This is a genomic window from Mycolicibacterium llatzerense, assembly GCF_000878195.1.
Taxonomy (GTDB): domain Bacteria; phylum Actinomycetota; class Actinomycetes; order Mycobacteriales; family Mycobacteriaceae; genus Mycobacterium; species Mycobacterium llatzerense.
The window spans coordinates 43,739-68,971 of the sequence record NZ_JXST01000018.1; the positions used below are offsets into that span (position 1 = coordinate 43,739).

The 25,233-nt window shown below is 67.5% G+C and carries 23 protein-coding genes; 7 read left to right on the plus strand and 16 right to left on the minus strand.

All coding sequences use genetic code 11. The annotated features are described in order from the left end of the window. Position 1: 1 nt before the first annotated feature. Together TL10_RS14155 and TL10_RS14160 are read right to left on the minus strand one after the other, a co-directional pair. Positions 2-553, minus strand: coding sequence for a DUF5994 family protein (locus TL10_RS14155; RefSeq protein ID WP_231575607.1), 552 nt, complete (start codon positions 551-553; stop codon positions 2-4). 299 nt (positions 554-852) lie between these two features. Further along, positions 853-1,719, minus strand: a complete 867-nt coding sequence (locus TL10_RS14160) for a MaoC family dehydratase (RefSeq protein ID WP_043396797.1) — start codon at positions 1,717-1,719, stop codon at positions 853-855. Positions 1,720-1,807: 88 nt separating this feature from the next. Here TL10_RS14160 and TL10_RS14165 point away from each other — a divergent pair, with 88 nt between their 5' ends. Both TL10_RS14165 and TL10_RS14170 read left to right on the plus strand, forming a co-directional pair. Further along, positions 1,808-3,811, plus strand: coding sequence for an SDR family oxidoreductase (locus tag TL10_RS14165; protein ID WP_110789079.1), 2,004 nt, complete (start codon positions 1,808-1,810; stop codon positions 3,809-3,811). Between the two features lie 122 nt (positions 3,812-3,933). Next, entirely contained in the window at positions 3,934-4,938 is a 1,005-nt protein-coding gene (locus tag TL10_RS14170; RefSeq protein ID WP_043986137.1) for a nucleoside hydrolase, read from the plus strand. 72 nt (positions 4,939-5,010) lie between these two features. Here the strand turns inward: TL10_RS14170 and TL10_RS14175 are convergent, their stop codons facing one another. Genes TL10_RS14175 through TL10_RS14190 form a run of 4 tightly spaced genes read right to left on the minus strand, consistent with a single transcriptional unit; the run spans position 5,011 to position 8,253 of the window. Next, on the minus strand, positions 5,011-5,433 hold the full coding sequence (locus tag TL10_RS14175; protein ID WP_043396802.1) for an organic hydroperoxide resistance protein: 423 nt from the start codon (positions 5,431-5,433) through the stop codon (positions 5,011-5,013). Between the two features lie 52 nt (positions 5,434-5,485). Further along, a complete protein-coding gene (locus TL10_RS14180; protein WP_043396805.1) occupies positions 5,486-5,917 on the minus strand; it encodes a MarR family winged helix-turn-helix transcriptional regulator in 432 nt (143 codons plus the stop codon). Positions 5,918-5,975: 58 nt separating this feature from the next. Beyond that, a complete protein-coding gene (locus tag TL10_RS14185; protein ID WP_043397123.1) occupies positions 5,976-7,556 on the minus strand; it encodes a DNA polymerase Y family protein in 1,581 nt (526 codons plus the stop codon). 1 nt (position 7,557) lies between these two features. Then, on the minus strand, positions 7,558-8,253 hold the full coding sequence (locus TL10_RS14190; RefSeq protein WP_043396808.1) for a DnaE2-dependent mutagenesis accessory factor ImuA': 696 nt from the start codon (positions 8,251-8,253) through the stop codon (positions 7,558-7,560). Positions 8,254-8,460: 207 nt separating this feature from the next. Between TL10_RS14190 and TL10_RS14195 the strand changes: the two genes are divergently transcribed. The 3 genes from TL10_RS14195 to TL10_RS14205 are packed head-to-tail and all read left to right on the plus strand — an operon-like array spanning position 8,461 to position 12,328. Next, positions 8,461-8,727, plus strand: coding sequence for a hypothetical protein (locus tag TL10_RS14195; RefSeq protein ID WP_043396811.1), 267 nt, complete (start codon positions 8,461-8,463; stop codon positions 8,725-8,727). A 59-nt stretch (positions 8,728-8,786) separates the two neighbouring features. Beyond that, positions 8,787-10,421, plus strand: a complete 1,635-nt coding sequence (locus TL10_RS14200) for a S53 family peptidase (RefSeq protein WP_051954930.1) — start codon at positions 8,787-8,789, stop codon at positions 10,419-10,421. A 23-nt stretch (positions 10,422-10,444) separates the two neighbouring features. Next, a complete protein-coding gene (locus TL10_RS14205) occupies positions 10,445-12,328 on the plus strand; it encodes a hypothetical protein (protein WP_043986140.1) in 1,884 nt (627 codons plus the stop codon). On the opposite strand, the gene ctaD is transcribed toward TL10_RS14205, so the two are convergent. From ctaD to TL10_RS14225, 5 genes are all read right to left on the minus strand, one after another. Beyond that, positions 12,300-14,042, minus strand: a complete 1,743-nt coding sequence (gene ctaD, locus TL10_RS14210) for an aa3-type cytochrome oxidase subunit I (RefSeq protein ID WP_043396817.1) — start codon at positions 14,040-14,042, stop codon at positions 12,300-12,302. The genes TL10_RS14205 and ctaD overlap by 29 nt on opposite strands. A 149-nt stretch (positions 14,043-14,191) precedes the next feature. Further along, the gene (locus TL10_RS30170; protein WP_231575608.1) at positions 14,192-14,482 is read right to left on the minus strand and encodes a hypothetical protein; all 291 of its coding nucleotides are present in this window, start codon (positions 14,480-14,482) and stop codon (positions 14,192-14,194) included. A 145-nt stretch (positions 14,483-14,627) separates the two neighbouring features. Continuing rightward, a complete protein-coding gene (locus TL10_RS14215) occupies positions 14,628-14,939 on the minus strand; it encodes a DUF732 domain-containing protein (protein ID WP_231575609.1) in 312 nt (103 codons plus the stop codon). Positions 14,940-15,052: 113 nt separating this feature from the next. After that, entirely contained in the window at positions 15,053-16,612 is a 1,560-nt protein-coding gene (gene guaA, locus TL10_RS14220) for a glutamine-hydrolyzing GMP synthase (protein ID WP_043396820.1), read from the minus strand. 9 nt (positions 16,613-16,621) lie between these two features. Further along, positions 16,622-17,179 (minus strand): TetR/AcrR family transcriptional regulator, encoded by a 558-nt coding sequence (locus TL10_RS14225; RefSeq protein ID WP_043986089.1) that lies wholly within the window; start codon positions 17,177-17,179, stop codon positions 16,622-16,624. Between the two features lie 66 nt (positions 17,180-17,245). Here TL10_RS14225 and TL10_RS14230 point away from each other — a divergent pair, with 66 nt between their 5' ends. Beyond that, positions 17,246-18,115, plus strand: a complete 870-nt coding sequence (locus tag TL10_RS14230) for a TauD/TfdA dioxygenase family protein (protein WP_043986090.1) — start codon at positions 17,246-17,248, stop codon at positions 18,113-18,115. 61 nt (positions 18,116-18,176) lie between these two features. On the opposite strand, the gene TL10_RS14235 is transcribed toward TL10_RS14230, so the two are convergent. From TL10_RS14235 to guaB, 3 genes are all read right to left on the minus strand, one after another. Next, positions 18,177-19,901 (minus strand): GMC family oxidoreductase, encoded by a 1,725-nt coding sequence (locus TL10_RS14235; protein WP_043986091.1) that lies wholly within the window; start codon positions 19,899-19,901, stop codon positions 18,177-18,179. 67 nt (positions 19,902-19,968) lie between these two features. Next, positions 19,969-21,096, minus strand: coding sequence for a GuaB3 family IMP dehydrogenase-related protein (locus TL10_RS14240; RefSeq protein WP_192830240.1), 1,128 nt, complete (start codon positions 21,094-21,096; stop codon positions 19,969-19,971). A 32-nt stretch (positions 21,097-21,128) separates the two neighbouring features. Next, complete coding sequence (guaB, locus tag TL10_RS14245) at positions 21,129-22,670, minus strand: IMP dehydrogenase (protein WP_043396833.1); 1,542 nt, start codon at positions 22,668-22,670, stop codon at positions 21,129-21,131. A gap of 143 nt (positions 22,671-22,813) precedes the next feature. Between guaB and TL10_RS14250 the strand changes: the two genes are divergently transcribed. Further along, entirely contained in the window at positions 22,814-23,218 is a 405-nt protein-coding gene (locus TL10_RS14250) for a DUF5319 domain-containing protein (protein ID WP_020102483.1), read from the plus strand. Between the two features lie 121 nt (positions 23,219-23,339). On the opposite strand, the gene TL10_RS14255 is transcribed toward TL10_RS14250, so the two are convergent. Further along, complete coding sequence (locus TL10_RS14255; RefSeq protein WP_131630743.1) at positions 23,340-24,590, minus strand: anti-sigma-D factor RsdA; 1,251 nt, start codon at positions 24,588-24,590, stop codon at positions 23,340-23,342. After that, positions 24,583-25,161 (minus strand): sigma-70 family RNA polymerase sigma factor, encoded by a 579-nt coding sequence (locus TL10_RS14260; RefSeq protein WP_043396838.1) that lies wholly within the window; start codon positions 25,159-25,161, stop codon positions 24,583-24,585. Before TL10_RS14260 ends, TL10_RS14255 begins: the two co-directional genes overlap by 8 nt. Positions 25,162-25,233: the final 72 nt, after the last annotated feature.

The following is a 25,233-nucleotide window of genomic DNA, read 5'->3' on the forward strand; positions in this document are numbered from 1 at the left end:
GTCAGTCCAGAATTTTGCCTGAAACCCGTTGCCGCCGTGCGGCTGTCAAGATTTCTTCAGCCGTCTGCAACATCGCCTCTTCGCCTCGCCGCAGGTCCACTGCTTGACTGGCTGCGCGTCGCAGCACCATGCCGGCCAGCGAGCTGTTGGTCGTGCTCGGCACGATGAGCAGAGTCGCGCTCGCGTCAGATCCCCTGATCGTCATGATGTGTTGAGGCTTGGTGCGCCAGTCCCGCCAATTGAGATTTGGCGGATTGTGCAGCGGCGACCAATTGAGCTCCACCGAAACGATTTTCCCCAATCGGTCTTCCAAAACCGTCACCAGACCGGCCAATTCGTCGGCCAGGGCTCCGGTGTATGGCCACCACGCGCCGTCGAGCCGGCCACCGAGATCATCAGCCAGACACAGCCGAACGGGTTTGTCTGCGCGTATCCGCTGCGTGAGGTATGCCATCAGAGCATCGCAGAGTGTCTGAGCCGGTCCGTGCGCCATGCCATGAGAAATCCTTACGGTCGATGCCGCGACGACCACCGGCAAAACGGCGACGGACATTACGCTGCAACTCAATTTGAGCCGAGCCGCCGAGCGGCAACGACACGGCCCCCTCAATGACGCTACGCCGTCTGCGCGGGCCGGTACGCGTAGAGTCGATATATGGCCCCGAAATGCCCCCGATGCGGCAGCACCGGCATGTATCCACTGGCCAGCACCAGCCCCAAACCCGCCGCGAACGGCGGGCGGCGATGGGAATGCGTTGATTGCGGCAAAAACGTTTTCCGCAGTGGCCCGGTTCCCGATACGCCCGCCTCCGCCGGTCACTGACACGCCGCGCCAAACGCGGCGCGGAATCGTCAGTCGCTGTACTCCGCGGTCCCATCCTCGAGCACCAAGCGGGCATTGCTGCCATCGGTCCCGGCGGCTTCGGTGCGGAACACCGCGCGCCCGGGCTCAGTGCGCCACACCGACGTCGTCAACGTCTCGCCGGGGAAGACCGGTGAGGTGAAGCGTGCGCCGACAGCCTTCATCTTGGCGGCATCGCCACCACCGAGCTCGGCGACCAGGACCCGGCCGGCGACCCCGTAGGTGCACAGGCCGTGCAGGATCGGCTTCGGGAAACCCGCGAGGGTCTGCGCGAACCACGGGTCGCTGTGCAGTGGATTGCGGTCACCCGAGAGCCGGTAGATCAGCGGCTGGTCCTCGGTGGTGGGCAGCGCAACGACGGCGTCCGCCGGGCGATCCGGGATCTCCGGAGCCGCGGCCCGCTCCCCCGGCTGTCCACCGAAACCACCCTCGCCGCGGATCACCGCGGTCGACCACGATTCGGCGATCACGTTTCCGTGGTCGTCGGTGGCGGTGCCCTTGAACGTCAGGATGGCGTTCTTGCCCTCGCCCTTGTCCTGGATGTCCACCACCTCGGAGCTGACGTTGAATCGGCCCGACGACGGCAGCGGCGCATGCAGCCGAATCTGTTGGCTGCCGTGCAGCAGCTTGCCGAAATTGAAGCTGCCGACCTCGCCGACCGCGCCCCAGGCCGGGCAGCAGATGACCGCGTACGTGGGCAGCACCTGCTGGTCGATGTCGTGGCTGTTCTCCGTGGTGAACGCCAAATCTTTGGTCCCACAACCGACTCCGAGTGCGTAGAGCAGGGTGTCGCGTTCGGTCCATTCGAAGGGCTGCGGTGCGGTCTTGGCTCCGACGGCGTTGGGGTTGATCGGCATTCTGCGGTTCTCCCTCACAAGTGGGTGTGACAAATTCGGACCCTACGCGCTATTGACCTCGGCCCGCGAGAGGTTCACGATGACTCGCATGCGATATGTCGTTACCGGCGGTACCGGGTTTATTGGCCGCCGCGTCGTCAGCCGAATTCTGGCCCAGCACGACGAAGCCGAAGTGTTCGTTCTCGTTCGTCGGGCCTCGTTGGCCCGCTTCGAAGAACTGGCCGCGGACTGGGGTGAACAGGCGAAACCGCTGGTCGGTGACCTCACCTCCGCGGATCTGGGCCTGTCCGATCTCGCCGATCTGGGTCCGGTCGATCACGTGGTGCACTGTGCCGCGATCTACGACATGACCGTCGACGCCGCCACCCAGCAGGCCGCCAACGTCGAGGGCACCCGGGCGGTGATCGAGTTGACCCGCAGCCTGAACGCGACCCTGCACCACGTGTCGTCGATCGCGGTGGCGGGCAACTACCGGGGAATTTTCACCGAGGACGACTTCGACGTCTCGCAGGAGCTGCCGACGCCGTATCACCAGACCAAGTTCGAAGCCGAGCAACTGGTGCACGCCACCCCCGGTCTGCGCTACCGGGTGTACCGGCCGGCCGTCGTGGTCGGCGACTCCCGCACCGGCGAGATGGACAAGGTCGACGGGCCGTACTACTTCTTCGGAGTCCTGGCCCGACTGGCCGCGCTGCCGAAGTTCACGCCGATGATGGTGCCCGACACCGGCCGCACCAACATCGTGCCGGTGGACTACGTTGTCGACGCCTTGGTCGCGCTGATGCATGCCGATGGGCGAGACGGCCAGACGTTCCACCTGACGTCGCCGAATCCAATTGGACTCAAAGACATCTACCGCGGCGTCGCCGCCGAGGCCGGGCTGCCGCCGTTGCGCGGCACGTTGCCGCGAGCCACCGCTGCCCCGGTGCTCAAGGCCACCGGCCGGGCCAGGGTGCTGCGCAACATGGCCGCCACCCAGTTGGGCATCCCGGGTGAGGTGCTCGACGTCGTCGACCTGGCGCCGACATTCGCGTCGGAGACCACCGTCGCGGCACTGCAGGGCACCGGCATCGTGCTGCCCGAATTCGCCTCCTACGCACCGAAACTCTGGCGCTACTGGGCCGTGCACCTGGACCCCGACCGGGCTCGCCGGGATGACCCGCGCGGCCCGCTCGTCGGCCGCAACGTGATCATCACGGGCGCCTCGAGCGGCATCGGCCGGGCCTCGGCCGTCGCCGTCGCCGAACGCGGCGGACGGGTATTCGCACTGGCCCGCAGCGCCGACGCCCTCGACGAACTGGTCACCGAGATTCGCCAATTCGGTGGCGAGGCATATGCTTTCACGTGTGATGTCGCCGACGGCGGGTCGGTGGAGCACACCGTCAAGGACATCCTGGGCCAGTTCGGCCACGTCGACTACCTGGTGAACAACGCCGGCCGCTCGATCCGGCGTTCCGTGGTCAACTCGACCGATCGCTTCCACGACTACGAGCGCGTGATGGCCGTCAACTACTTCGGCGCGGTGCGGATGACGCTGGCGCTGCTGCCGCACTGGCGGGAACGCCGGTTCGGTCACGTGGTCAACGTGTCGAGCGCCGGGGTGCAGGCCAACAGCCCGAAGTACAGCGCCTACCTACCGAGCAAGGCCGCACTCGATGCCTTCTCCGAAGTCGTTGGCACCGAGACCCTTTCGGACCACATCACGTTCACCAACATCCACATGCCGTTGGTGGAAACCCCGATGATCGCACCGTCGAAGCGACTGAATCCGATGCCACCGATCACCCCGGAGCACGCCGCGGCGATGGTGGTGCGTGGCCTGATCGACAAGCCGGCCCGGATCGACACCCCGATGGGCACACTGGGCGACCTCGGAAACTACTTCACCCCCAAGCTGTCTCGCCGCGTGCTGCACCAGTTGTACCTGGGCTACCCGGATTCGGCGGCGGCCCGCGGTGTCTCCGAAACCCCGCCGGTGGCCGATCGCCCCCGGAACCCGCGCCGACCCAAGCGGCCCAACGCCGTCACCCGCATCCGCGTGCCCCGGCCGGTCAAGCAGGCGGTACGTCTGATCCCCGGCGTGCACTGGTAGACGGCGTGCATTGGTAGCGGCCCGGCCCTAAGGTTGGCGACGTGACTGGGGGCTTACTTCCCATCGGCCAGGCCAAGGTGCAGCCGGTTTTTGCTGACGTCGACACCGGCGTAGATGATGCGATGGCGCTGGCCTATCTGTTGGCCAGCGCCGACGCCGAGCTGGTCGGCATCGCGTCGACGGCGGGCAATGTCCCGGTCGACCAGGTGTGCGTCAACAACCTGGGATTGCTGCAGTTGTGCGGAGTGGGCCCCATTCCGGTGTCCCGCGGCTCGAGCGTCCCGCTGGCCACACCCCTGCGTACCGCCGAGGACACCCACGGCCCGCGGGGGTTGGGGTACGCCGAACTGCCCGAGCCGAATCCAGTGTCCGAAACCGGCGGCGTGCTCACCGAGTACGACGCCGCTGAGGCATGGATCCAGGCCGCCCGCGAATACCCGGGCGAGTTGATCGGTCTGGTCACCGGTCCACTGACCAACTTCGCGCTGGCGCTACGGCTGGAACCGTCACTCCCCCGGCTGTTGCGTCGGCTGGTGATCATGGGCGGGGCCTTCGACTACCGGGGCAACACCACGCCGGTGTCCGAATGGAATATCAGCGTCGACCCGGAAGCCGCGGCCGAGGTGTTCTCGGTCTGGGGTGCGGCGTGGGGCCTGGACGATCCGGCCCATCTGCCAATCATTCTGGGGCTCAACCTGACCGAGAACATCGCGATGACACCGTCGCTGCTGAGCCGGCTGGCAACCGCGGCGGACGGGCCGTCATCGCCGATGAGCGTGCTGGACGAGCGCGGCACGCGCTCCACGTCGTCCAACGCACTGATCCGGGTGCTGGAAGACGCCATGCGGTTCTACTTCGAGTTCCACTACGACCAGGGCGAGGGCTATCTGGCGCACCTGCACGATCCGCTCGCGGCGGCAGTGGCCCTGGACCCGGACATCGTCCGGTATCAACAGGCGACGGTCGACGTGGAACTGCTGGGCACCCTGACCCGCGGCATGACGGTGGCCGACTGGCGTGGGCATTGGGGGCGTCAGCCCAATGCCCACATCGGCGTCGAGGTCGATCCGGTGGCCTTCTTCGACCGGTTCATCGAGCGGGTCGGCAGGTTCGCCTCCACCCTCTGACGCCGAATGGCCACGTGTGACACGGAAATTCGCGGATTTCGCGTCACAAGTGGCCAGTCGGCGGGGTGACGATCAGTCGTCAGTGACGGTGATCTTGACGTCGATGTTGCCGCGAGTCGCGTTCGAGTAGGGGCACACCTTGTGGGCCTTGTCGGCCAACTCCTGGGCAGCGTCGTGCTCCAGGTTGGGCAGGGTGATCTCCAGCTCGACTGCCAGGCCGAATCCGCCGTTGTCCAGCTGGCCGAGCGAAACCCGCGCTCCCACAGACGAATCGGTGACGTCGGCCTTAGCCTCGCGGGCGACCAGACGCAGCGCCGAGTGGTAGCAGGCGGCGTAGCCGATGGCGAACAGCTGCTCGGGGTTGGTGCCGTTACCGCTGCCACCCATCTCCTTCGGGATGGCCAGGTCCAGGTCCAGCTTGCCGTCGGAGGTACGGCCGTGGCCGTCGCGACCTTCGCCGGTGGCCAGGGCTTCTGCGGTGTAGAGCGCCTTCATGTCGATCTCCTTGTGGTTGGTTGGTGCCGGTGACGCGGGTTGCGTCGGTAACTCAGTGCGATGCGGTGAGGGCATCGGTCAATCGGTGGATCGCGTCGCGCAGGTCCGCTGCTTCCTGCTCGGTGATGCCCGTCTGGGCACCCAGCCGCTCGGGAATGCACTGAGCCTTCCCTTCGAGCTTGCGGCCGGCCGGGGTGAGGGTCACCTCGACCTGACGCTCGTCCTGCAGCGACCGTTCACGACGGATGAATCCATTGGCTTCCAACCGTTTCAGTAGCGGTGAGAGAGTCCCCGAATCCAGCTGCAGCCGTTCGCCCAGCCGGCCGACCGTGACCCGATCCTCTTCCCACAGCACCAGCAGCACCAGGTACTGCGGGTAGGTGAGGTTCAGTTCGGACAGGATCGGCCGATAGGCCGCCGTCATCGCCCGCGACGCCGAGTACAGGGCGAAGCAGAGCTGGCGGTCCAAGGTGAGTGCGTCCACGTAATGAACTGTAGCCCACAATTCAATTGTGCACAACCATTATCCAGAAAGCGCTCCGCTATTCATAGACCCCCTCCACGTACCAGTGCCGCTGCCGGTAGCACAGCAGCAGCGCACGGCTCTCCCCATCGCCCCCGAGCAGTACCTGAGCCCGAGCCGTGCGGCCTTTCCCCCGCTCCGGGTCCCACCAGCGCTCGTCGACGGGCCACGGCCCCGCCCACCAGCGCAACGCCCCGCGATAGCCCGAACCCGTCAACCCCACGGGATCGGTGGAGAACATGCCCCGGTCCGTCACCCGAACCGAATTACCCTGTACATCAACAAGTTCCACCGGATCATCCAGCAGGACCACCGGAGCAGGCTCCGGTAGCCGTCCCGGCCAGGGGTGAGTCGGATCGCTGCGCGGCACCACCTCATCCCCCAGCGGGGTGAGCGTGATGCGTTCGGCCGGTCCCCGCCCACCGCCGAGCACCGGCACCTGCACTGCTTCCGGCCCCAGCAGACCCTGAACCCGCACCAGCGCCCGCCGGGCCCGCATTCGGTCGTCATCCCCGGAGGAGCCCCACAACGGCAACTGCAGCGCCGCTGCCGAGACGACCTCGACCGGATGCAACCGCAGCACCGTGATGGGCCCGGTGGGCCCAGCCCTACCCAAACCCCGCCTGGTCAACCAGCCGTCCAGCTGCCACCGCACCCGGTCCGCGGTGGCGTCCTCGGTCAGTGGTTCAGCGCACCGCCAAACACGTTGCAATTCTTCACCATTGGCAGTCACCGCATCGATGGCCAGCCGGGTGCACCCCACCCCGGCTGACTCCAGGCTGCGGTGCAGCCGGCCGGCCAGCGAGCGCCCGGCGAACGCCGCCGCATCCACTCGGTCGATCGGCGGGTCGCAGTCCATCACGGCATCGAGGTCCGCCGGCGTCTCCGGCCCCGATGGTCGCCGCGCCGGTTCACCCCGCGAAAACCGGTGCGCGACCACGGCATCCGCCCCGAACCGGGACGCCACGTCGGCCCGGGACAGCGCCGCGAACTGCCCGATGGTCCGAATACCCATGCGCCACAGCAAGTCCGACAGCTCTTCCCGCCCCTCGCCGGACAGGCTCGGCTCGGTGGCCAGCTGCCGGATCGACAATTCGGCAAGAAACTGCGCATCCTCGCCCGGCGCGAGGATCCGTCCCGCCCTGGCCGCGAACACCGCGGTGGGCAACTGGTCGGCGATGCCGACCTGACATTCGACCCCGGCCGTCCCCACCGCGTCGACCAGTCGCTCGGCCGCAGCCTGTTCGGACCCGAAGTACCGGGCCGCGCCACGGACCGGCAACACCAGCAGCCCCGGCCGCAGCACCTCCGCGCGCGGCACGACCTCGTCGACCGCAGCCGTCACTCCCTCGAAATGCCGGGCGTCCCGCGCCGGATCGGCTGTGGCGACATGCAATTGGGGACAGCGGGCCTGCGCCTCCCGGCGCCGCAGCCCGCGCCGCACCCCCAACGCCCTGGCCGACGCCGAACAGGCCGCCACCCGGTTCGCCAGAGTGACCGCCACCGGCTCGGTCACCGGCAGCCCGGCCGCCACCGCCGCGGCCACCGCCGGCCAATCCATGCACCAGATGGCCAGTACCCGGTGTGCAGGATCGGACATCTCACCCACCCACAGCTTGGAGCGGGCGCATCGAGCGGCCCCGAGCCCGCGTGTCCAGCCGTACCCGGCCGATCCGTCCGCACCCTGGGACCGGGTCCCCGGCGCCCGCGCCGACCACCTCATACCCGCGGACCCTGGCCTCCAACCGGGCCGTCGCCCCAGGCCAGTCGCCATCGGTGATCAGCAGGGTGCACTCGCGCTGCCGGGCCCGGGACGCCACCACCCGTGCCCGGCCGGCCGGCACCGACTTGCCCCCCAAGCCGAGCAGCACCAGATCGAGCCCGTCCATGAGCACCGCGGCCACCTCCACCGGGTCCGGTCCCGGATCCGGGATGAGCGCGATGCGTTCCAGATCGGCCCCCATCTCCACCGCCGCCAGCAGCCCGACCTTGGGCTGACCGACGATGGCCGCGTACCCACCGGACGCCGTCACCGCAGCCACCATCCGCAACGGCAGCGACCGGGCCCCCGAGAGCACCGCGACCGTGCCACGGGGCAACACGTCGGGCAGCAGCTCAGACTGGAAATCCGGCGGTTCCAGCAAACTTTCGACAGCCTTCGGAGCCGACTCCGGCCGACCCCGGTCCCGGTCACGCAAACCTGCCGACCCAGACATCTCGGCGATCTTGCGCCGGAGCTGTTCCAGCTGGTCAGCGCGGTCAATCCGGCTATCCGCCAGACTGGTCACAGCCGCCACAACAACACCTCCCGCACCATCAACCACTACCAATATTCGAATGTTTGTTCGATACCGTGAGTAAACACCCACCCACCGACATGGTCAAGCCGCCGACGACCCACAACGCCGTCACTGCAGCGCTCTGACCTGTACGCTCGTAATTGGAATAGGTCTGGAATCCCACTCGGGCTTGGTGGACCGTTGCGCTAGCGGAAGGCATGCATCGTGCGTTCGAATCGTCTGGTCCACCGCATCACAGTCGCCGCAGGCGGCACCGCGCTCATCGCGATGATCGGCCTCACCGCAGGCTGCGGCGAAGAGAAGAAAGCCCCCGAGACACCCTCGTCGACGACGACCACGACCACGACGACGACGTCGGCGGCGGTCACCCCGACCGAGAAGTCGCTCAGCCCGAACGGTGGCAACCTGTTCACCCCGTCGGTCACGGCCAACCCGGCGCCCACCGCCACCCCGGGCACCCACCGCAACTGACAACCGACCCGGGTTGCCTACCGGCCCAGCAGAATCCGGGTTCGCGCTACCGTTGCTACATGTCACCGCCGACTCGGACACCGTCCAAGCGATGGCTGTTGGCCCTGGCGCTTGCCGCCACCTTGGTGCTGGTCTTCAACCTGCCCATCCCGGGCCGGCCGACCGCGGCGCCTGACCAGCCGTCGGGCACCATCGACGGCCCCTTCGCGTCGCTGCTGGCGTCCTCCACCGATCTCGGACGCGCGCATGCGCAGCAGCGCGTCCAACTCACCGCCACTCTCGACGACGGCTACCGGCCGGATGCCCTGATCAATTGGGCGGAGTTGCAACGACTTTCGGTGCGCTGGCGGCCGGGTGACACCTGGGCCGTCGTCGAAGGCGACCCCGACCGCATGGGCACCGCCTTCGGCGTCCAGGTGCACGACTACCGCAGCCGGCGTGGGCAGGAGTTCTACGCGGCGCCGCAACAGCCCCAAGTCCCCACCGAATTGCACGGCACGGTCACCGAATTGGGCCGGATCCTCAGCTACACGCCGCATCACGAATCCACCCCACCACCCCGGCCACTCGGTGTGCCGGAACGCGGCCTGACCCCCAGCCACCTGCTCAGCGCCTATCACGCCGACAAGCTGGCCGCTGCCGGCTACACCGGCAAGGGCACCACGGTGGTGGTCTTCGCCTTCAACGGCTACGACCAAGCCGACCTGGATCAGTTCGCCACCACCTTCGGCCTGCCCAAATTCACCCCGGTCCTCGTCGGCGGGAAGCCCGGCGACGACCACGGCGAGACCACCATGGATCTCGAGGTGATCCACGCCATCGCGCCCGACGCCCGATTGGTCGTCGTCAACGCCCGTCCCACGGTCACCGGCGACGGCGCCTACCTGAAGATCGGCGAGATGTTCGAACAGGCCGACCGCGATTTCCCCGGCGCGGTCTGGAGCCTGTCGATCGGCTGGGGTTGCGACAAGCTGACAACCGCGGCCGACCTCGCGCCCGTCCGTTCCGCGTTGGCCGCCGCGGCATCACACGGCACCACGGCCTTTGACGCCAGCGGTGACCTGGCCGGGCTGGAATGCAAGGGCGGCGACGACTGGGATTCCCCGCCCGGCCCGAACGACGTCGGTCTGGATTCGGTGGCGTCCCTGCCTGAGATGACCAACGTCGGCGGCAGCACTCTGTCCACCGACGCCGACGGCCAATGGCTGGACGAACAGGCCTGGTTCAACGTCCCGCTCTCTCAGGGCACCGGCGGCGGGGTTTCCGCGCTGTTCGACCGGCCACGCTGGCAGTCGAATGCAGCGGACCACATCGACCCGAGACGCGGTATGGGGAAGCGCATGACGCCGGACATCTCGGCCGTCGCCGATCCCTACACCGGCGTGAGAATCGTTGTGGACAAAGAGGTTGTCGTCGGCGGCGGCACCTCACAGGCGGCGCCGATCTGGGCTGGGCTGACCGCCGTCATGAACCAGCACCTCACCGCGAACGGCGGGCGATTGGTCGGCGCCCTCAACCCACAGCTGTACCGCATCGCCACCGGCGCCCCGCACCCCGCGTTCCGCGATATCACCCTGGGCGGCAACGCCATTGACACCGCGGGCCCCGGCTACGACCTGGTCAGTGGCCTCGGCACCCCGAATCTGGAGAACCTGGTGGCCGACCTGGCGCTGTTGCAGAAGGTGACGCAGTGAGCACCCAGCTCGAAGACCGGCCGATGATGGAGTGTGGGGTCTGCCAGCTGGACGTTCCGGCCGGTGAGTACTGCGGACTGTGCGGCGCACCGTTGAGCGAACACCGCCACGACGGACCGAACTGGTTGCGGGCACGGTCGTTCAGCGCCGCCCCCGGCCAGCATCTGCTTCGCCTGTCGATCACCAGTTCGCTGTTCCCGCACCTGTCCCCACGGTCGCGCACGTCGTTCATGCTCGGGCTCATCGCCCTGGTGCTCGCTCTGGTGGCCACCGCGATGCTCCGCCTGCCCGGGGCACTGGTTGCGGTCGCCGTCCTCGGGCTGCCCGTGATCTTCGGAATCTACTTGCGGGAATCCGAATTCAATCGGGACGCGCCCCGCGGCAACCTGTGGCTGGCCGCAGGCATGGCCATCACCCTGGGCGTCGGGTGGGCACTGCTCACCGGCGTTGTGGCCGCCCGGTCCTACGGCATCCCACTCGGTGCCGGTATCGCGGCGGCCCGCATGTTGCGAACCGGTGTCGGCGTCACGCTAGGTGGCCTGTTGCTCATGCAGGTACCGACGCTGACCCTCCGTCTGGTCCGGCCGGGCCACCGAGAAGCCTTGCACGGCTATGCCATTGGTGCCCACTCCGCCATCTATTTCACCGCGGCGGCAACCCTGACCCGGCTGGCGCCACAGTTCGGCACGGGCATGGTCAACCGCGACCGGCCGTTGCAAGGCTTGCTGGTCGAGGCCGGAATCCGTGGCCTGGCCACCCCGATCATCGCGGCCACCGTCGGCGGCCTGATCGGCGCCGCACTGTGGTTCACCCGGCCACCGAACAAGGCACACCAACATCGCGGCTACGTCCGGCTGACACTGACCCTGATCGCGGTGATCGTCGGCGTGGTCTACGCACTGCTCGGCCTGATCGACATGGTCCAGCTACCCCAGTTCGTACAGCTGGCAATGTATTTCGCTCTCACCCTCATCGCGCTACTGGCGTTGCGGGTCGGATTGCACCTGGCGCTGCTGCACGAGGCCCACGACGAATACAACATGGACGAGCCCCTGCTGTGCGCTCAGTGCGGCCACGTGGTGCCCGACGCCCCGTTCTGCGCGGCCTGCGGTGCCGCCACCCGGGCGTCGTCACGGGCCGCACGTCACGGCCAGCGCGCCGACCGCCCGGTACCCGCCGACAGCCTGACTGTGGGGCTCCTCCCCGGCTACTCGCTGCATGCCACGTCCTACTCAGCGACGCCGACCCGGACGACGAAACGCGTTCAGGTGACGCTGATCTTCGCCCTCGCCGCCGTGGTCGTGGCCGCGCTCCTGGTCGGGGTGTCCGGCCTGCTGGAGAAACCGGCAGTGCGGTACGTGTGCCCACCCGAATGCGGCCATCCACCCATGGGCCAACCGGTGACCATCAACCCCCGGTTCACCGCACCTGACGGCTCGTTCAGCGTCGCCTACCCGGCCGCCGGAGCGGCCTACGAGGTGACCAAGGACGACCACGGCATCCTGGCGAAGCTGCTGGCCGGCGACGGCGGGATGCTGCAGTTGTTCAGCCGGCCCGCGACCGGACGGCAGCCGAAAGACATTGCCGCCGAACTGATCACGTCGAGCTATCCGGACGCCAAGACCGCGTACGAAGTCCCCAACGCCATGGTCGGATACCAGGCGGGCTACGGCCTGGTCGCCGACTGGTATCCGCAGGGCGCCAGCCGCAAATTCTCCCGCATGCGGCTGCTGGTGCTGGTCGCCGTCAAGAACGACCTGGCACTGATCGCCGCCGCGACGGGGCCGTACCACCCGTTCGGGCCAGACTTCGGGTCCGGAAAACCGTCCGCCGTCGGCCTGCAACTGGCCCTCGACATGGGCCAGTACGTCAACAGCTTCAGCTGGCGGGGCGACCCGCTGCGGTGAGCGTCGACGGCTCATCGGTCGTGTGGCGCCGCCCGACATGGGCTTCTGCGCGCATCCGCTCGACCATGTGCGGGTAGTGCAGCTCGAAAGCCGGCCGCTCCGAACGGATCCGGGGCAACTCGGTGAAGTTGTGCCGCGGCGGCGGGCAGCTGGTGGCCCACTCCAGGGAGTTGCCGTGGCCCCACGGGTCGTCAACCAACACCGGCTCGCCGTAACGCCAGCTCTTGAACACATTCCAGACGAACGGCAGCGTGGATATGCCCAAGATGAACGCTCCAATCGACGAAACGATATTGAGCGTGGTGAAACCGTCGGTCGGCAGGTAGTCGGCATATCGACGCGGCATACCTGAATCGCCCAGCCAGTGCTGCACCAGGAAGGTGGTGTGGAAACCGATAAAGGTCAGCCAGAAGTGCAGCTTGCCTAGGCGCTCGTCGAGCAGGCGGCCCGTCATCTTCGGGAACCAGAAGTAGATGCCCGCATAGGTGGCGAACACAATCGTGCCGAACAGCACGTAATGGAAATGTGCGACAACGAAATACGACTCGGTGACGTGGAAGTCCAAGGGCGGGCTCGCCAGCAGCACACCCGACAGACCACCCAGCAGGAACGTGATCAGGAAGCCTGCGGTGAACAGCATCGGTGCCTCGAAGGTCAACTGCCCCTTCCACATGGTGCCGATCCAGTTGAAGAACTTGATACCGGTCGGGACCGCGATCAGGAACGTCATGAACGAGAAGAACGGCAGCAGCACGGCGCCGGTGGCGTACATGTGATGTGCCCACACGCCCATGGACAGTGCCGCGATGCTCATCGTGGCGTAGACCAAGGTCGTATAGCCAAAGATCGGCTTGCGGGAGAACACCGGAACGATTTCGCTCACGATGCCGAAGAACGGCAGCGCAATGACGTACACCTCGGGATGGCCGAAGAACCAGAACAGGTGCTGGTAGAGCATCATTCCGCCGTTGGCCGGGTCGTAGATGTGGGCACCCAGGCGGCGGTCAGCAGCCAGACCGAACAGGGCGGCGGTCAGCAGCGGGAAGATCATGAGCACCAAGATCGAGGTGATGAAGATGTTCCAGGTGAAGATCGGCATGCGGAACATCGTCATGCCAGGGCAGCGCATGCAGACCACGGTGGTGATCATGTTGACGGCACCGAGGATCGTGCCCAGGCCGCCGACGGCTACGCCGAGAATCCAGAGATCTGCACCGGCACCCGGGGAGTGGATCGCATCCGACAATGGGGTGTACGCGGTCCAGCCGAAGTCAGCCGCGCCACCGGGGGTGATGAATCCGGACAACGCAATCAGAGCGCCGAAAACGAAGAGCCAGAACGACAATGCGTTCAGCCGGGGGAACGCGACGTCCGGGGCGCCGATCTGCAGCGGCAGCACCAGGTTGGCGAAGCCGAACACGATCGGGGTCGCGTAGAAGAGCAGCATCGCTGTGCCGTGCATGGTGAACAGCTGGTTGTACTGCTCGTTGGACAGGAACTGCAATCCGGGCAGCGCCAACTCCGCGCGGATGAACAGCGCCATCAAGCCGCCGATGAAGAAGAAGATGAAGCAGACGACGCAGTACGTGATGCCGATCAGCTTGTGATCGGTTGTGGTCACCAACTTGTAGATCAGGTTGCCCTTGGGGCCCATCCGCTCCGGGAACGGGCGACGAGCCTGAAGTTGTGCGACTGGAGGCGCTTCTGCCGTCATGACTGCCCACTCACGACCGGACTACCGTTCCGGCCTGGGCCGCTTTCCAATCGCACCACCGCCACCAAACCTCTCTGGATCGCGTTGCCACGAACGCTATTGACCGGTCGGGCACTCACGGCAGGGCCAAAAGTCCCAACCGGCTCAGATCAGAAGTTGTGATGCACCCCGGGCAGCGCAGTCTGCGGCGGCGGCGCCAGCACCGACGGCGTAAAAGAATTCGGTCCCGAGGGGTCGATCGACTTCTGGGTCGGCGACACGGAGGCGGGCGGCGTCGTCGTCGTGGTCGTCGTCGTGGTGTTGCCTGGCGGAGACTGGTTACCACCGCAGGCAGCGGTGAGAACGCCTAGTGCAACGATCGCGCCGGCAGCGGCGACGACCCTGGGAGCACAGCGCAGGAATCCGCTTGCCGGACAAGAAGACTCAGTAATTCGACCCATCGGAGCACCTCTACTTACGGCATTGCTCGTTGCGCCAACGGCACGGACACCAAGCAACGCCCCCTCATGGTTCCGCCACCGAGAACCACGTGAAAGAGACGAAGGTCATCAACCCGACTGTGCTAAGCCCTCGCTGCCATGAAGCTCAGCCGCGAGCCGAGGTGCAGAGGGTGCCATGCGCCCGGCGCACCAGCGCAGCGGCGGGGCCGGGATCGGCACCGGTCTCACCGACGATCCCGTCGGTGGCACCCTGGGTCCCCGAGCCCGTCATCAGCAACTGGCACGCCCGGAGGCCGGCCTGAAGCACGGCATCGTCATCGCCGGGGAAGCCGGCTGCGCGGGCCTGATTGATGAAACGCTGCTGTTCCGGCGTTATCGGGATGGGCCACGCGGACGCCGTCCCGGCACTGATCCCGAATGCAGCCCCGGCCACGAGCACCGCGCTCGCTACCCGCACGACAAATCCACGTGATGACATGAGCTTCCCCCGCTCCCCCGCGGCGCGGGCGTCCCAGATCGAGACGCCTCGAACGGCCGACGGCACACAGCCTACGCCGGGCTAGCGCGAACTCACTCCCATTCGATGGTGCCCGGCGGCTTGCTGGTGATGTCCAGCACCACGCGGTTGACCTCAGGCACCTCGTTGGTGATCCGGGTCGAAATGCGTTCCAGCACTTCGTAAGGCACGCGGGTCCAGTCGGCGGTCATGGCGTCCTCGCTGGACACCGGACGCAGCACGATCGGGTGCCCGTAGGTCCGTCCGTCGCCCTGCACGCCGACCGAACGCACATCGGCGAGCAGCACCACGGGGCACTGCCAGATGCTCTGGTCCTGGCCCGCCGCGGTGAGCTCCTCGCGGGCGATCGAGTCGGCCCGGCGCAGCGTGTCCAGCCGCGGACCTGTCACCTCGCCGACGATCCGGATACCCAGACCGGGGCCCGGGAACGGCTGGCGCCCAACGATTTCCTCGGGCAGACCCAGCTCGCGGCCGACGGCCCGCACCTCGTCCTTGAACAGCAGCCGCAGCGGCTCGACGAGTTTGAACTTCAGGTCCTCGGGCAGGCCGCCGACGTTGTGGTGGCTCTTGATGTTGGCGGTACCGGTACCACCGCCGGATTCGACGACGTCCGGGTACAGCGTGCCCTGGACGAGGTACTCGATCTCGGACTCGCTGCTGCCGAGGGTGCCACGCACCGCGCCCTCGAAAGCCCGGATGAACTCGCGGCCGATGATCTTGCGCTTGCCTTCGGGGTTGGTCACGCCGGAGAGGGCGTCGAGGAAGCGGTCGGCCTCGTCGACGGTGACGAGCTTGGCGCCGGTGGCGGCGACGAAGTCGCGTTCCACCTGCTCACGCTCGCCCGCCCGCAGCAGGCCGTGGTCGACGAACACACAGGTCAGTCGGTCACCGATGGCGCGTTGCACCAGCGCGGCAGCCACCGCCGAGTCGACGCCGCCCGACAGGCCGCAGATGGCCTGGCCGTCGCCGATCTGCTCGCGCACCTGCTCGACCAGCTGGTCGGCGATGTTGGCCGCGGTCCAGGTCGCGCCGATACCGGCGAAGTCGTGCAGGAAGCGGCTGAGCACCTGCTGGCCGTGCGGGGAGTGCATCACTTCGGGGTGGTACTGGACGCCGGCGAGCTTGCGGGCCCGGTCCTCGAACGCGGCGACCGGGGCGCCGGCGCTGCTGGCCACCACCTCGAACCCGGCGGGCGCCGCGGTGACCGCGTCGCCATGGCTCATCCACACCGGCTGCGAGTCCGGCAGCCCTGAATGCAGTTCTCCGCCAGCTACTTTCAGCTCGGTCCGGCCGTATTCGCTGGTGCCGGTGTGCGCCACGGTGCCGCCGAGCGCCTGGGCCATGGCCTGGAATCCGTAGCAGATGCCGAACACCGGGACGCCGAGGTCGAAGATCGCGGCATCTAGTTGCGGAGCGCCCTCGTCGTAGACGCTGGACGGACCACCGGACAGCACGATGGCCTGCGGGTTCTTGGCCTTGATGTCCTCGACCGTCGCGGTATGCGGCAGGACCTCGGAGAAAACCCGCGCCTCGCGCACCCGGCGGGCGATCAGCTGCGCGTACTGCGCACCGAAGTCGATGACCAGAACGGGCTGTGAAGCTGGTGTTTGCACCCGCTCAGTCTAGTGGTGGGCAGCTGGAGGCACTGCCAGCCGCTCGACGGCCACGCCCACGGCAGTGCGGACCTCGTCGTCGGTCATCTCGCCCAGCCCCAGCGCCGATCGCAGGAACGGCCCGAGCAGCCGCCAACCCAGTTGCAGCGCAATGATGTTGGCCACCGCGAGCCGGGCCTGGTTCTCGTCGGCGTACCGGGGCGTGAATTCGTCGAGCAGCCGCGTCATGTTGGGAAATGTGGTCTGCAACTCCCCCACCGGGTAGCCGTCGAGCGCGGCCCGGGCGATCACCCGGAGCTGCTGATCCACGGCCGCGTCGATCACGTCTGCCGGCACACCGGCCGCGATCAGCGCCTCGAGTCGCTGACCCAAATGGTCCAGCACCGCGCCGACCAGCTTGTCCTTGGAGCCGAGGTGCCGGAACACCAACCCGTGGTTGACGTTGGACTTGGCGGCGATATCCCGGATCGACGTGGCCGCCGGCCCGCGCGCGGCGAACAGCTCAGCTGCGGCTTCGAGGATGGCCGCCACGACCTCGTCCCGGCCCACTGGCACACCTGTAGTCATGTGGTTACACTAGCGTCCATGCACTGTAGTCAACTGACTACAGTCGCTTCGGTCGAAAGGATTGCCATGTTCACTGCTACCAAACTGACCAGCAAGATCGGCGCCGTCATCGACGGTGTGCGCCTGGGCGGTGACCTGTCCCCCGAGACCGTCGCCGACATCCGCGGCGCGCTGCTGGAGCACAAGGTCATCTTCTTCCGTGGCCAGGACCACCTCGACGACGCGCAGCAGCAGGCTTTCGGGGAACTGATGGGCGATCTGGTCGGCCATCACGCGATGAAGCGCACCGACGCACCGAAGATCACCCCGATCGACTCGGAGTACGGCAAGGCCAACCGCTGGCACACCGACGTCACGTTCATGCCCGACTACCCCTCGGCGTCGGTCCTGCGGGCGGTCACCCTGCCGACCTACGGCGGATCCACCCTGTGGGCCTCCACCGCCGCGGCCTACGACGCACTGCCGGCGCCGCTCAAGGCGCTGGTCGAGAACCTGCGGGCCGTGCACTCCAACCGGTTCGACTACCTCAAGGACGTCACCGTGGATACAACCCAGTTGTCCGACGAGCAAAAGGGCTACCAGGCCGAGTTCCAGAAACCCGACTTCCGCACCGAGCACCCGGTGGTGCGCGTGCACCCGGAGACCGAGGAACGCACCCTGGTGGCCGGCCAGTTCGTGCGCGGCTTCGTCGGCCTGGACAGCTACGAGTCAGCGGCCCTGCTGGAGCTGCTGCAGCGCCGGATCACCATGATGGAGAACACCGTTCGCTGGGATTGGCAGCCCGGCGACGTCGCGATGTGGGACAACCGGGCCACCCAGCACCGCGCCGTCGACGACTACGACGGCCAGCACCGGCTGATGCACCGCGTCACGCTGACCGGCGATGTCCCGGTCGATGTCCACGGGACGCCGAGCCGGGTCATCAGCGCGGCGTAACCACGCGCGATTTGTGCACGTCTGGTCGCGCCGAGCGTGACCAGACGTGCACAAGTCCCTACTAGATCGGGGTGATCGGCAACCGGCGAAGTGCGCCGGGGGCGTCGACCGGGACGACGGGACGGTCCGGTGCGACCGGTTCGATCCGCTGGTAGGGCTCGCCCTGGGCCGGCCGCGCGTCGTCCTGGCCCTTGTTCGGCCACAGCGCCGCCGCGCGCTCGGCCTGCGCCGCGATCGAAAGTGACGGATTCACACCGAGATTCGCCGAGATCGCGGCACCGTCGGTGACGAACAGCGTCGGGTAGTTGTAGACGCGGTGGTACGGGTCGATGACTCCGGTCGCCTGGCTGTCACCGATCGCCGCGCCGCCCAGGAAGTGGGCGGTCAACGGGATGTTGAACAGCTCGCCCCAGGTGCCGCCGGCGATACCGCCGACCTTCTCGGCCATCCGCCGGGTCGCCTCGTTGCCGACCGGGATCCAGGTCGGATTGGGCTCGCCGTGGCCCTGCTTGGACGACATGATCCGGAAGCCACCGGGCCCACGCTTGGTGAAGGTGGTGATCGAGTTGTCGAGGTGCTGCATCACCAGCGCGATCACGGTGCGCTCACTCCAGTGCTGCGGGTTGAGCAGGCGGATCAGCTCACGCGGGTCCTCGCCGGCCTGGTTCAGGAACTGCTTCCACCGCGGCACGTCGGTGCCCTGCGGGCCGGCGCCGTCCGTCATGAGCGTCTGCAGCATGCCCATCGCGTTGGAGCCCTTGCCGTACCGCACGGGTTCGATGTGGGTGTCCGGCGTCGGGTGAATCGATGAGGTGATGGCCACGCCGTGCGTGAGATCCATGTCCGTGGGCACCTCGCGGGTCTGGGCACCCACGATGGACTCGGAGTTGGTCCGGGTCAGCACGCCGAGCTTGTCCGACAGCTTGGTCAGCTTGCCGGTGTCGCGCACCTTGAACAGCAGCTTCTGCGTGTTGTAGGTACCGGCCGCGACGATCAGGTACTTGGCGGTGAAGGTTCGCTTGCCGCGCCGCACCCGGCCGTTGGTCCGTCGGGTCGCCACCTCCCACAGCCCGTCGCCGCGCTGCCGGAAGCTGGACACGGTGGTCAGCGGATGTACTTGTGCCCCCGCCTTTTCCGCGAGACCGAGGTAGTTCTTCACCAGGGTGTTCTTGGCGCCGTGCCGGCAGCCGGTCATGCACTCGCCGCACTCGATGCAGCCGGTGCGGGCCGGGCCGGCCCCGCCGAAGTAGGGGTCCGGAACCGTCTTGCCCGGCGTCTTCTCACCGTCGGCCCCGAAGAACACGCCGACCGGCGTCGCGACGAACGTGTCGGCGCAGCCCATGTCCTCGGCGACCTCTTTGATGATCTTGTCCGCGTCGGTGAACGTCGGATTCTGGACCACGCCGAGCATGCGCTGCGCCTGCTCGTAGTGCGGCATCAGCTCGGCGCGCCAGTCGGTGATGTCCTTCCACTGCGGGTCGTTGAAGAACGGGTCCGGCGGGATGTACAGCGTGTTGGCGTAGTTCAACGAACCGCCGCCAACGCCCGCGCCGGCCAGGATCATCACGTTGCGCAGCAGATGGATCCGCTGGATGCCGTACATGCCCAACTTGGGGGCCCACAGGAACTTTCGCAGGTCCCACGAGGTCTTGGCGAAGTCGGCGTCCGAATACCGGGGGCCGGCTTCCAAAACCCCAACGCGGTAACCCTTCTCGGTGAGCCGGAGGGCGCTGACGCTGCCTCCGAACCCCGAGCCGATGATCAAGACGTCGTAGTCAGGCTCCATGGCAAAAGTATGGACCTACCGCTCGGTAACCAGCTACCAAGGTATGCCTAACTCGCTACCGCCGGTACTAGCTACCGACAGTGAGGCCGACCTTCTGGAATTCCTTGAGGTCGCAGTACCCGGCCTTGGCCATCGACCGGCGCAGACCGCCGACCAGGTTGATCGAACCAAACGGGTCGTCGGACGGGCCGTTGAGCACCTGATCGAGCGACGGACGCTCGCCCAGCGCGACCTGCATCAGGGCACCGCGCGGCAGCGACGGGTGCGCTGCCGCGGCCGGCCAGAACCAGCCGTCACCAGGCGCCTCGGCGGCAGCGGCCAGCGGGGTGCCCAGCACAACCGCGTCGGCGCCGCAGGCGATGGCCTTGGCCAGGTCGCCAGAGGTGTGAATATCGCCGTCGGCCAGCACGTGCACGTAGCGGCCGCCGGTCTCGTCGAGGTATTCGCGGCGCGCGGCGGCAGCGTCGGCAATGGCGGTGGCCATCGGCACGCTGATGCCCAGGACCTCGTCGCTGGTCGTCGCCCCGTAGGTCGAGCCGTAGCCGACGATGACGCCGGCCGCGCCGGTCCGCATCAGGTGCAGCGCGGTGCGGTGATCGAGCACGCCACCGGCGACCACCGGCACGTCGAGCTCGGAGATGAAGGTCTTCAGGTTGAGCGGCTCGCCATCCTGGGCGACCCGCTCGGCCGAGATGATGGTGCCCTGGATGACCAGCAGGTCGATCCCGGCGGCGACCAGCGTCGGCGTCAGGGCCTGGGCGTTCTGCGGGCTGACCCGCACCGCCGTGGTGACACCGGCTTCACGGACCCGCGCGACAGCGGCGCCGAGCAGCTCCGGGTCCAGCGGGGCCGCGTGGAGCTGCTGCAGCAGCCGGACGGACGCCGACGGGTCGTCATCCTTGGCGGCGAGCTCGACGACCCGGGCGAGCTTGTCCTCGACGTCCCGGTGCCGGCCGATCAGGCCTTCGCCGTTGAGCACGCCGAGGCCACCGAGACGACCCATCTCGATCGCGAACTCGGGCGACACCAACGAGTCGGTCGGATGGGCCAGCAGCGGAAACTCGAACCGGTAGGCATCCAGCTGCCAGGCGGTGGACACATCCTGGCTGGAGCGGGTCCGCCGGGACGGGACGATGTTGATGTCATCGAGTTCGTAGGTACGACGAGCGGTCCGGCCCATGCCGATTTCAACCATGTCACGCATGTGTGTAGTGACTTCCTTGTCAGTTAGCGCGAGGAGTAGTTCGGGGCTTCGACGGTCATCGTGATGTCGTGCGGGTGGCTTTCCTTCAAGCCCGCCGCGGTGATCTGCACGAACTGCGCCTGCTGCAGATGCTCGATGGTGGCCGAGCCGGTGTAGCCCATGGCCGCCCGCAGACCGCCGGTGAGCTGGTGGATGACCGTCGACAGCGGTCCCCGGAACGGCACCCGGCCCTCGATGCCCTCGGGCACCAGCTTGTCCTCGGAGAGCACGTCGTCCTGGAAGTAACGGTCCTTGGAGTAGGACTTGCCCTGACCGCGGCCCTGCATGGCGCCCAGCGACCCCATACCGCGGTAGCTCTTGAACTGCTTGCCGTTGACGAAGATCAGGTCACCCGGCGATTCGGCGGTACCGGCCAGCAGCGAGCCGAGCATCGCGGTCGAGGCGCCGGCGGCCAGCGCCTTGGCGATGTCGCCCGAGTACTGCAGGCCGCCGTCGGCGATCACCGGCACGCCGTAGGGACGGCACGCGGCGGTCGCCTCCAGGATCGCGGTGATCTGCGGCGCGCCGACACCGGCGACGACGCGGGTGGTGCAGATCGAGCCGGGCCCGACACCCACCTTGACGGCGTCGGCACCGGCCTCGCACAGCGCGGCGGCGGCGGACCGGGTGGCGACGTTTCCGCCCACGACCTCGATCTTGTCGCCGACGGCCTTCTTGAGGCGGGCCACCATGTCCAGCACGCCGCGGTTGTGGGCGTGCGCGGTGTCGACGATCAGCACATCGACCCCGGCATCGGCCAGCGTCATGGCACGCGTCCAGGCGTCGTCACCGACACCGACGGCCGCACCGACGAGCAGGCGTCCGTCGCTGTCCTTGGTGGCCAGCGGGAACTGCTCGGTCTTGACGAAGTCCTTGACGGTGATCAGCCCGGTGAGCTTGCCGTGCCCGTCGACGATCGGCAGCTTCTCGATCTTGTGCCGGCGCAGCAGGCCCAGCGCAGCTTCCGCGGACACGCCTTCTTGTGCGGTGATCAGCGGAGCCTTCGTCATCACTTCGGCGACGGCCTTGTCCTGGTCGACCTCGAAGCGCATGTCGCGGTTGGTGATGATGCCGACGAGCTGCCCGGCGGTATCCACGACGGGCAGGCCCGAGATCCGGAACCGGGCGCACATGGCGTCGACCTCGGCGAGGGTGTTGCTCGGCGAGCAGGTGACCGGATCGGTGACCATGCCGGCCTCGGACCGTTTGACGGTCTCGACCTGCGCGGCCTGCTCACTGAGCGGCAGGTTGCGGTGCAGTACGCCCATGCCGCCGGCACGGGCCATCGCGATCGCCATCCGCGACTCGGTGACGGTGTCCATGGCCGAGCTGACCAGCGGCACCCGCAGCCGGATGTTGCGCGTCAACTGGCTGGACGTATCGGCGGTGGCCGGGATGATGTCCGACGCCGCGGGCAGCAGCAGGACGTCATCGAAGGTCAGCCCGAGCATCGCGACCTTGGTCGGATCGTCACCGCCGGTCGGCACCGGAACAGAAATGGGAACGCTGCTTTCAGCGATCGACATGGGTGGGGCCTCCAGGGCAGACACAGTCGTGGATCTAAAAAGCCATCCTATCGGCCCTTACTAGGTGCGCCGAACCGCACCAGGTGACGGCTCGCCGGGGTAACGGCTGGCGCATCGCCTGGGGTGATAAGTAGGGTGGACGTGTGCGTGACCACCTGCCGCCGGGCTTGCCACCCGACCCGTTCGCCGACGATCCCATGGACCCGTCGGCTGTTCTGGATGCGCTGGAGCCGGGGCAACCCCTGGACCCGCAGGAACGCATGGCCGTCGAGGCCGATCTGGCCGATCTGGCGGTCTACGAAACCCTGTTGGCACACAAGGGCATTCGCGGCCTCGTCGTCTGTTGCGACGAATGCCAGCAGGACCACTACCACGACTGGGACATGCTGCGCGCGAACCTGCTGCAGCTTCTGGTCGACGGCACCGTCCGTCCGCACGAGCCGGCCTACGATCCCGAGCCCGATGCCTACGTGACGTGGGACTACTGCCGCGGCTACGCCGACGCGTCGCTGAACGAGGCCACCTCGGAGCACGACGGCTACCGCTGATTTTTTTCTCTTGACGTGCCGGACATCACGCCCGGCGCGTTGATCTTGCGCTGAGGGCGAAAAAAGCCGAGTGGCCAGCGCCGTCGTTACAGAGTCAACCGCTGGACCGGCGCGGCGCGAATCAGTGCTGGCCGTGTCCCGAACCCGAACCCGACGGCGCTTGCGTGGTGGTCACAACCGACCTCTCGCGCGTCGGCTCCTGCTGGGCTTCCTTGGTGGTTGGAGCGACGGTGGCCTGCACCGGCGGGTTCGTTGGTGCCGGTGTGGTCACCGAGGGCACCGTGACAGTCGGGGCGACGGTCGTGACCGTCTGCGCGGGTGCCGGGCTCTGGGTCGGTGACGGCGCAACCGTGGCCGACGCCGTGGGCGGGTTGGTGACAACGGGTTCGGTCGAGGGCAGTGTCGCGGACTGGGTGGCGGTGGCCGTCGCAGTGGGCGGCACCGTCGACGGCGCAGAGGTGGCCGTCGATGCCGAGGACGACGGCGTCGACGTGGCGGTCGGACTGCTCGATGCCGTCGACGACGCGGAACTCGACGTTTCGGTCGGGGACGTCGCACTCGTCGACGAGGACGTGGTCGTCGTCTCCGACGGCGACGTCGAGGCACTGGTCGACGTCGAAGACGTGTCGGTCGACGTTGCTGTCGTGGACGACGAGGTGGTCGTCGACGTGATGGACGTCGCGCTCGACGACGACGTGGGCTCGACCACCGGGACCGGCAACAGGGTCAGCGGCGAGGACGGCAGGACCGGCTGCGGCTCCCCCGGCGGCGGCAGCGTGGCCGCGGGGTTCTGCTCGACCACCTTGTAGGTCAAGGCATTCCACTGCTGGATCAGCTGTTGCTTGTGCTCTGGGGCGTCGACGCTCTGCACGGTCGGGCTCAGCGCCTGCAACTTGTCCTGCGCCTGCTGCCACTGGCCGTTGTCGATCAGCTGCTGCACTTGCTGCATCTCGGTCTGCGCAGCCAGCATCACCTGCTCGTCACTGACCCGTGGGGCGCCGAACATGGCGGTGTGCAGGCCGAACAGCGAGGAATTCGGTCCGGCTGTGTAGATCGCGGTGCCGAAGCCACCGAGGCACAACAGCGCGGCCGCGACCGAGCCGACGATGGTCAGCGATGTCCGAGATTCCTTGCGGTGCAACCCCTTCTGGAGGGCCGCCACAGCGTCACGGGCAGTGACGGGCGTCGTCACCGCGGGTTCGCGGATGCCGTCGCGCCAGTCGGCGAGCAGGAAGGCCAGCTCGGCTTCGGTGGAGTCCGTCGAGTACGCGTGCTCGTCGGCGGCGAGCGCGTCGAAGAATCGGTCGACGCGTCGAATCTCGTTGAGCGAGGGGTCACCGCCGCCCGGTGACCATTGTCCGGAGTCAGGCATGGCCACGCTCCGTCGAACCGATCTCGGACTTCAGCCGTGCCAGCGCCCGGTGCTGAGCGACGCGTACCGCGCCGGCGGTGCTGCCGACGGCCTCGGCGGTCTCCTCGGCGCTCATGCCGACGACGACACGCAGGATCAGGATTTCGCGCTGCTTCTCGGGCAGCACCGCCAGCAACCGGTTCATCCGGGCCGCCGCGTCGGCATCGATGGCCAACTGTTCGGGGCCCAGTTCGGTCGAGGGGCGGTCCGGTAGATCGTCGGTGGCTTCAGAGCGGTTGCGGCCGGCGGCGCGATGCGCGTCAGCAACCTTGTGAGCGGCAATGCCGTACACGAAAGCCAGGAACGGCCGTCCCTGGTCCTTGTACCGCGGCAGTGCCGTGATCACAGCTAAACACACCTCCTGAGCCACATCGTCCGCGGAAACACCCTGTCGTTCACCGACCCCGAAGCGCGCACGGCAGTACCGAACGACGATCGGGCGGATGGTTTCCAACACCTTGCGGAGCGCGTCGCGATTGCCGGCAACTGCGTCAGCAACGACAGCATCGAGACCATCTCCCGAAAATGTCATCGTGTGCGCGTTCTCCAGCGTTACGGACGAGGCGGTGCCGTGGTTGGTATGTCAGGACAACAGTAATGACTG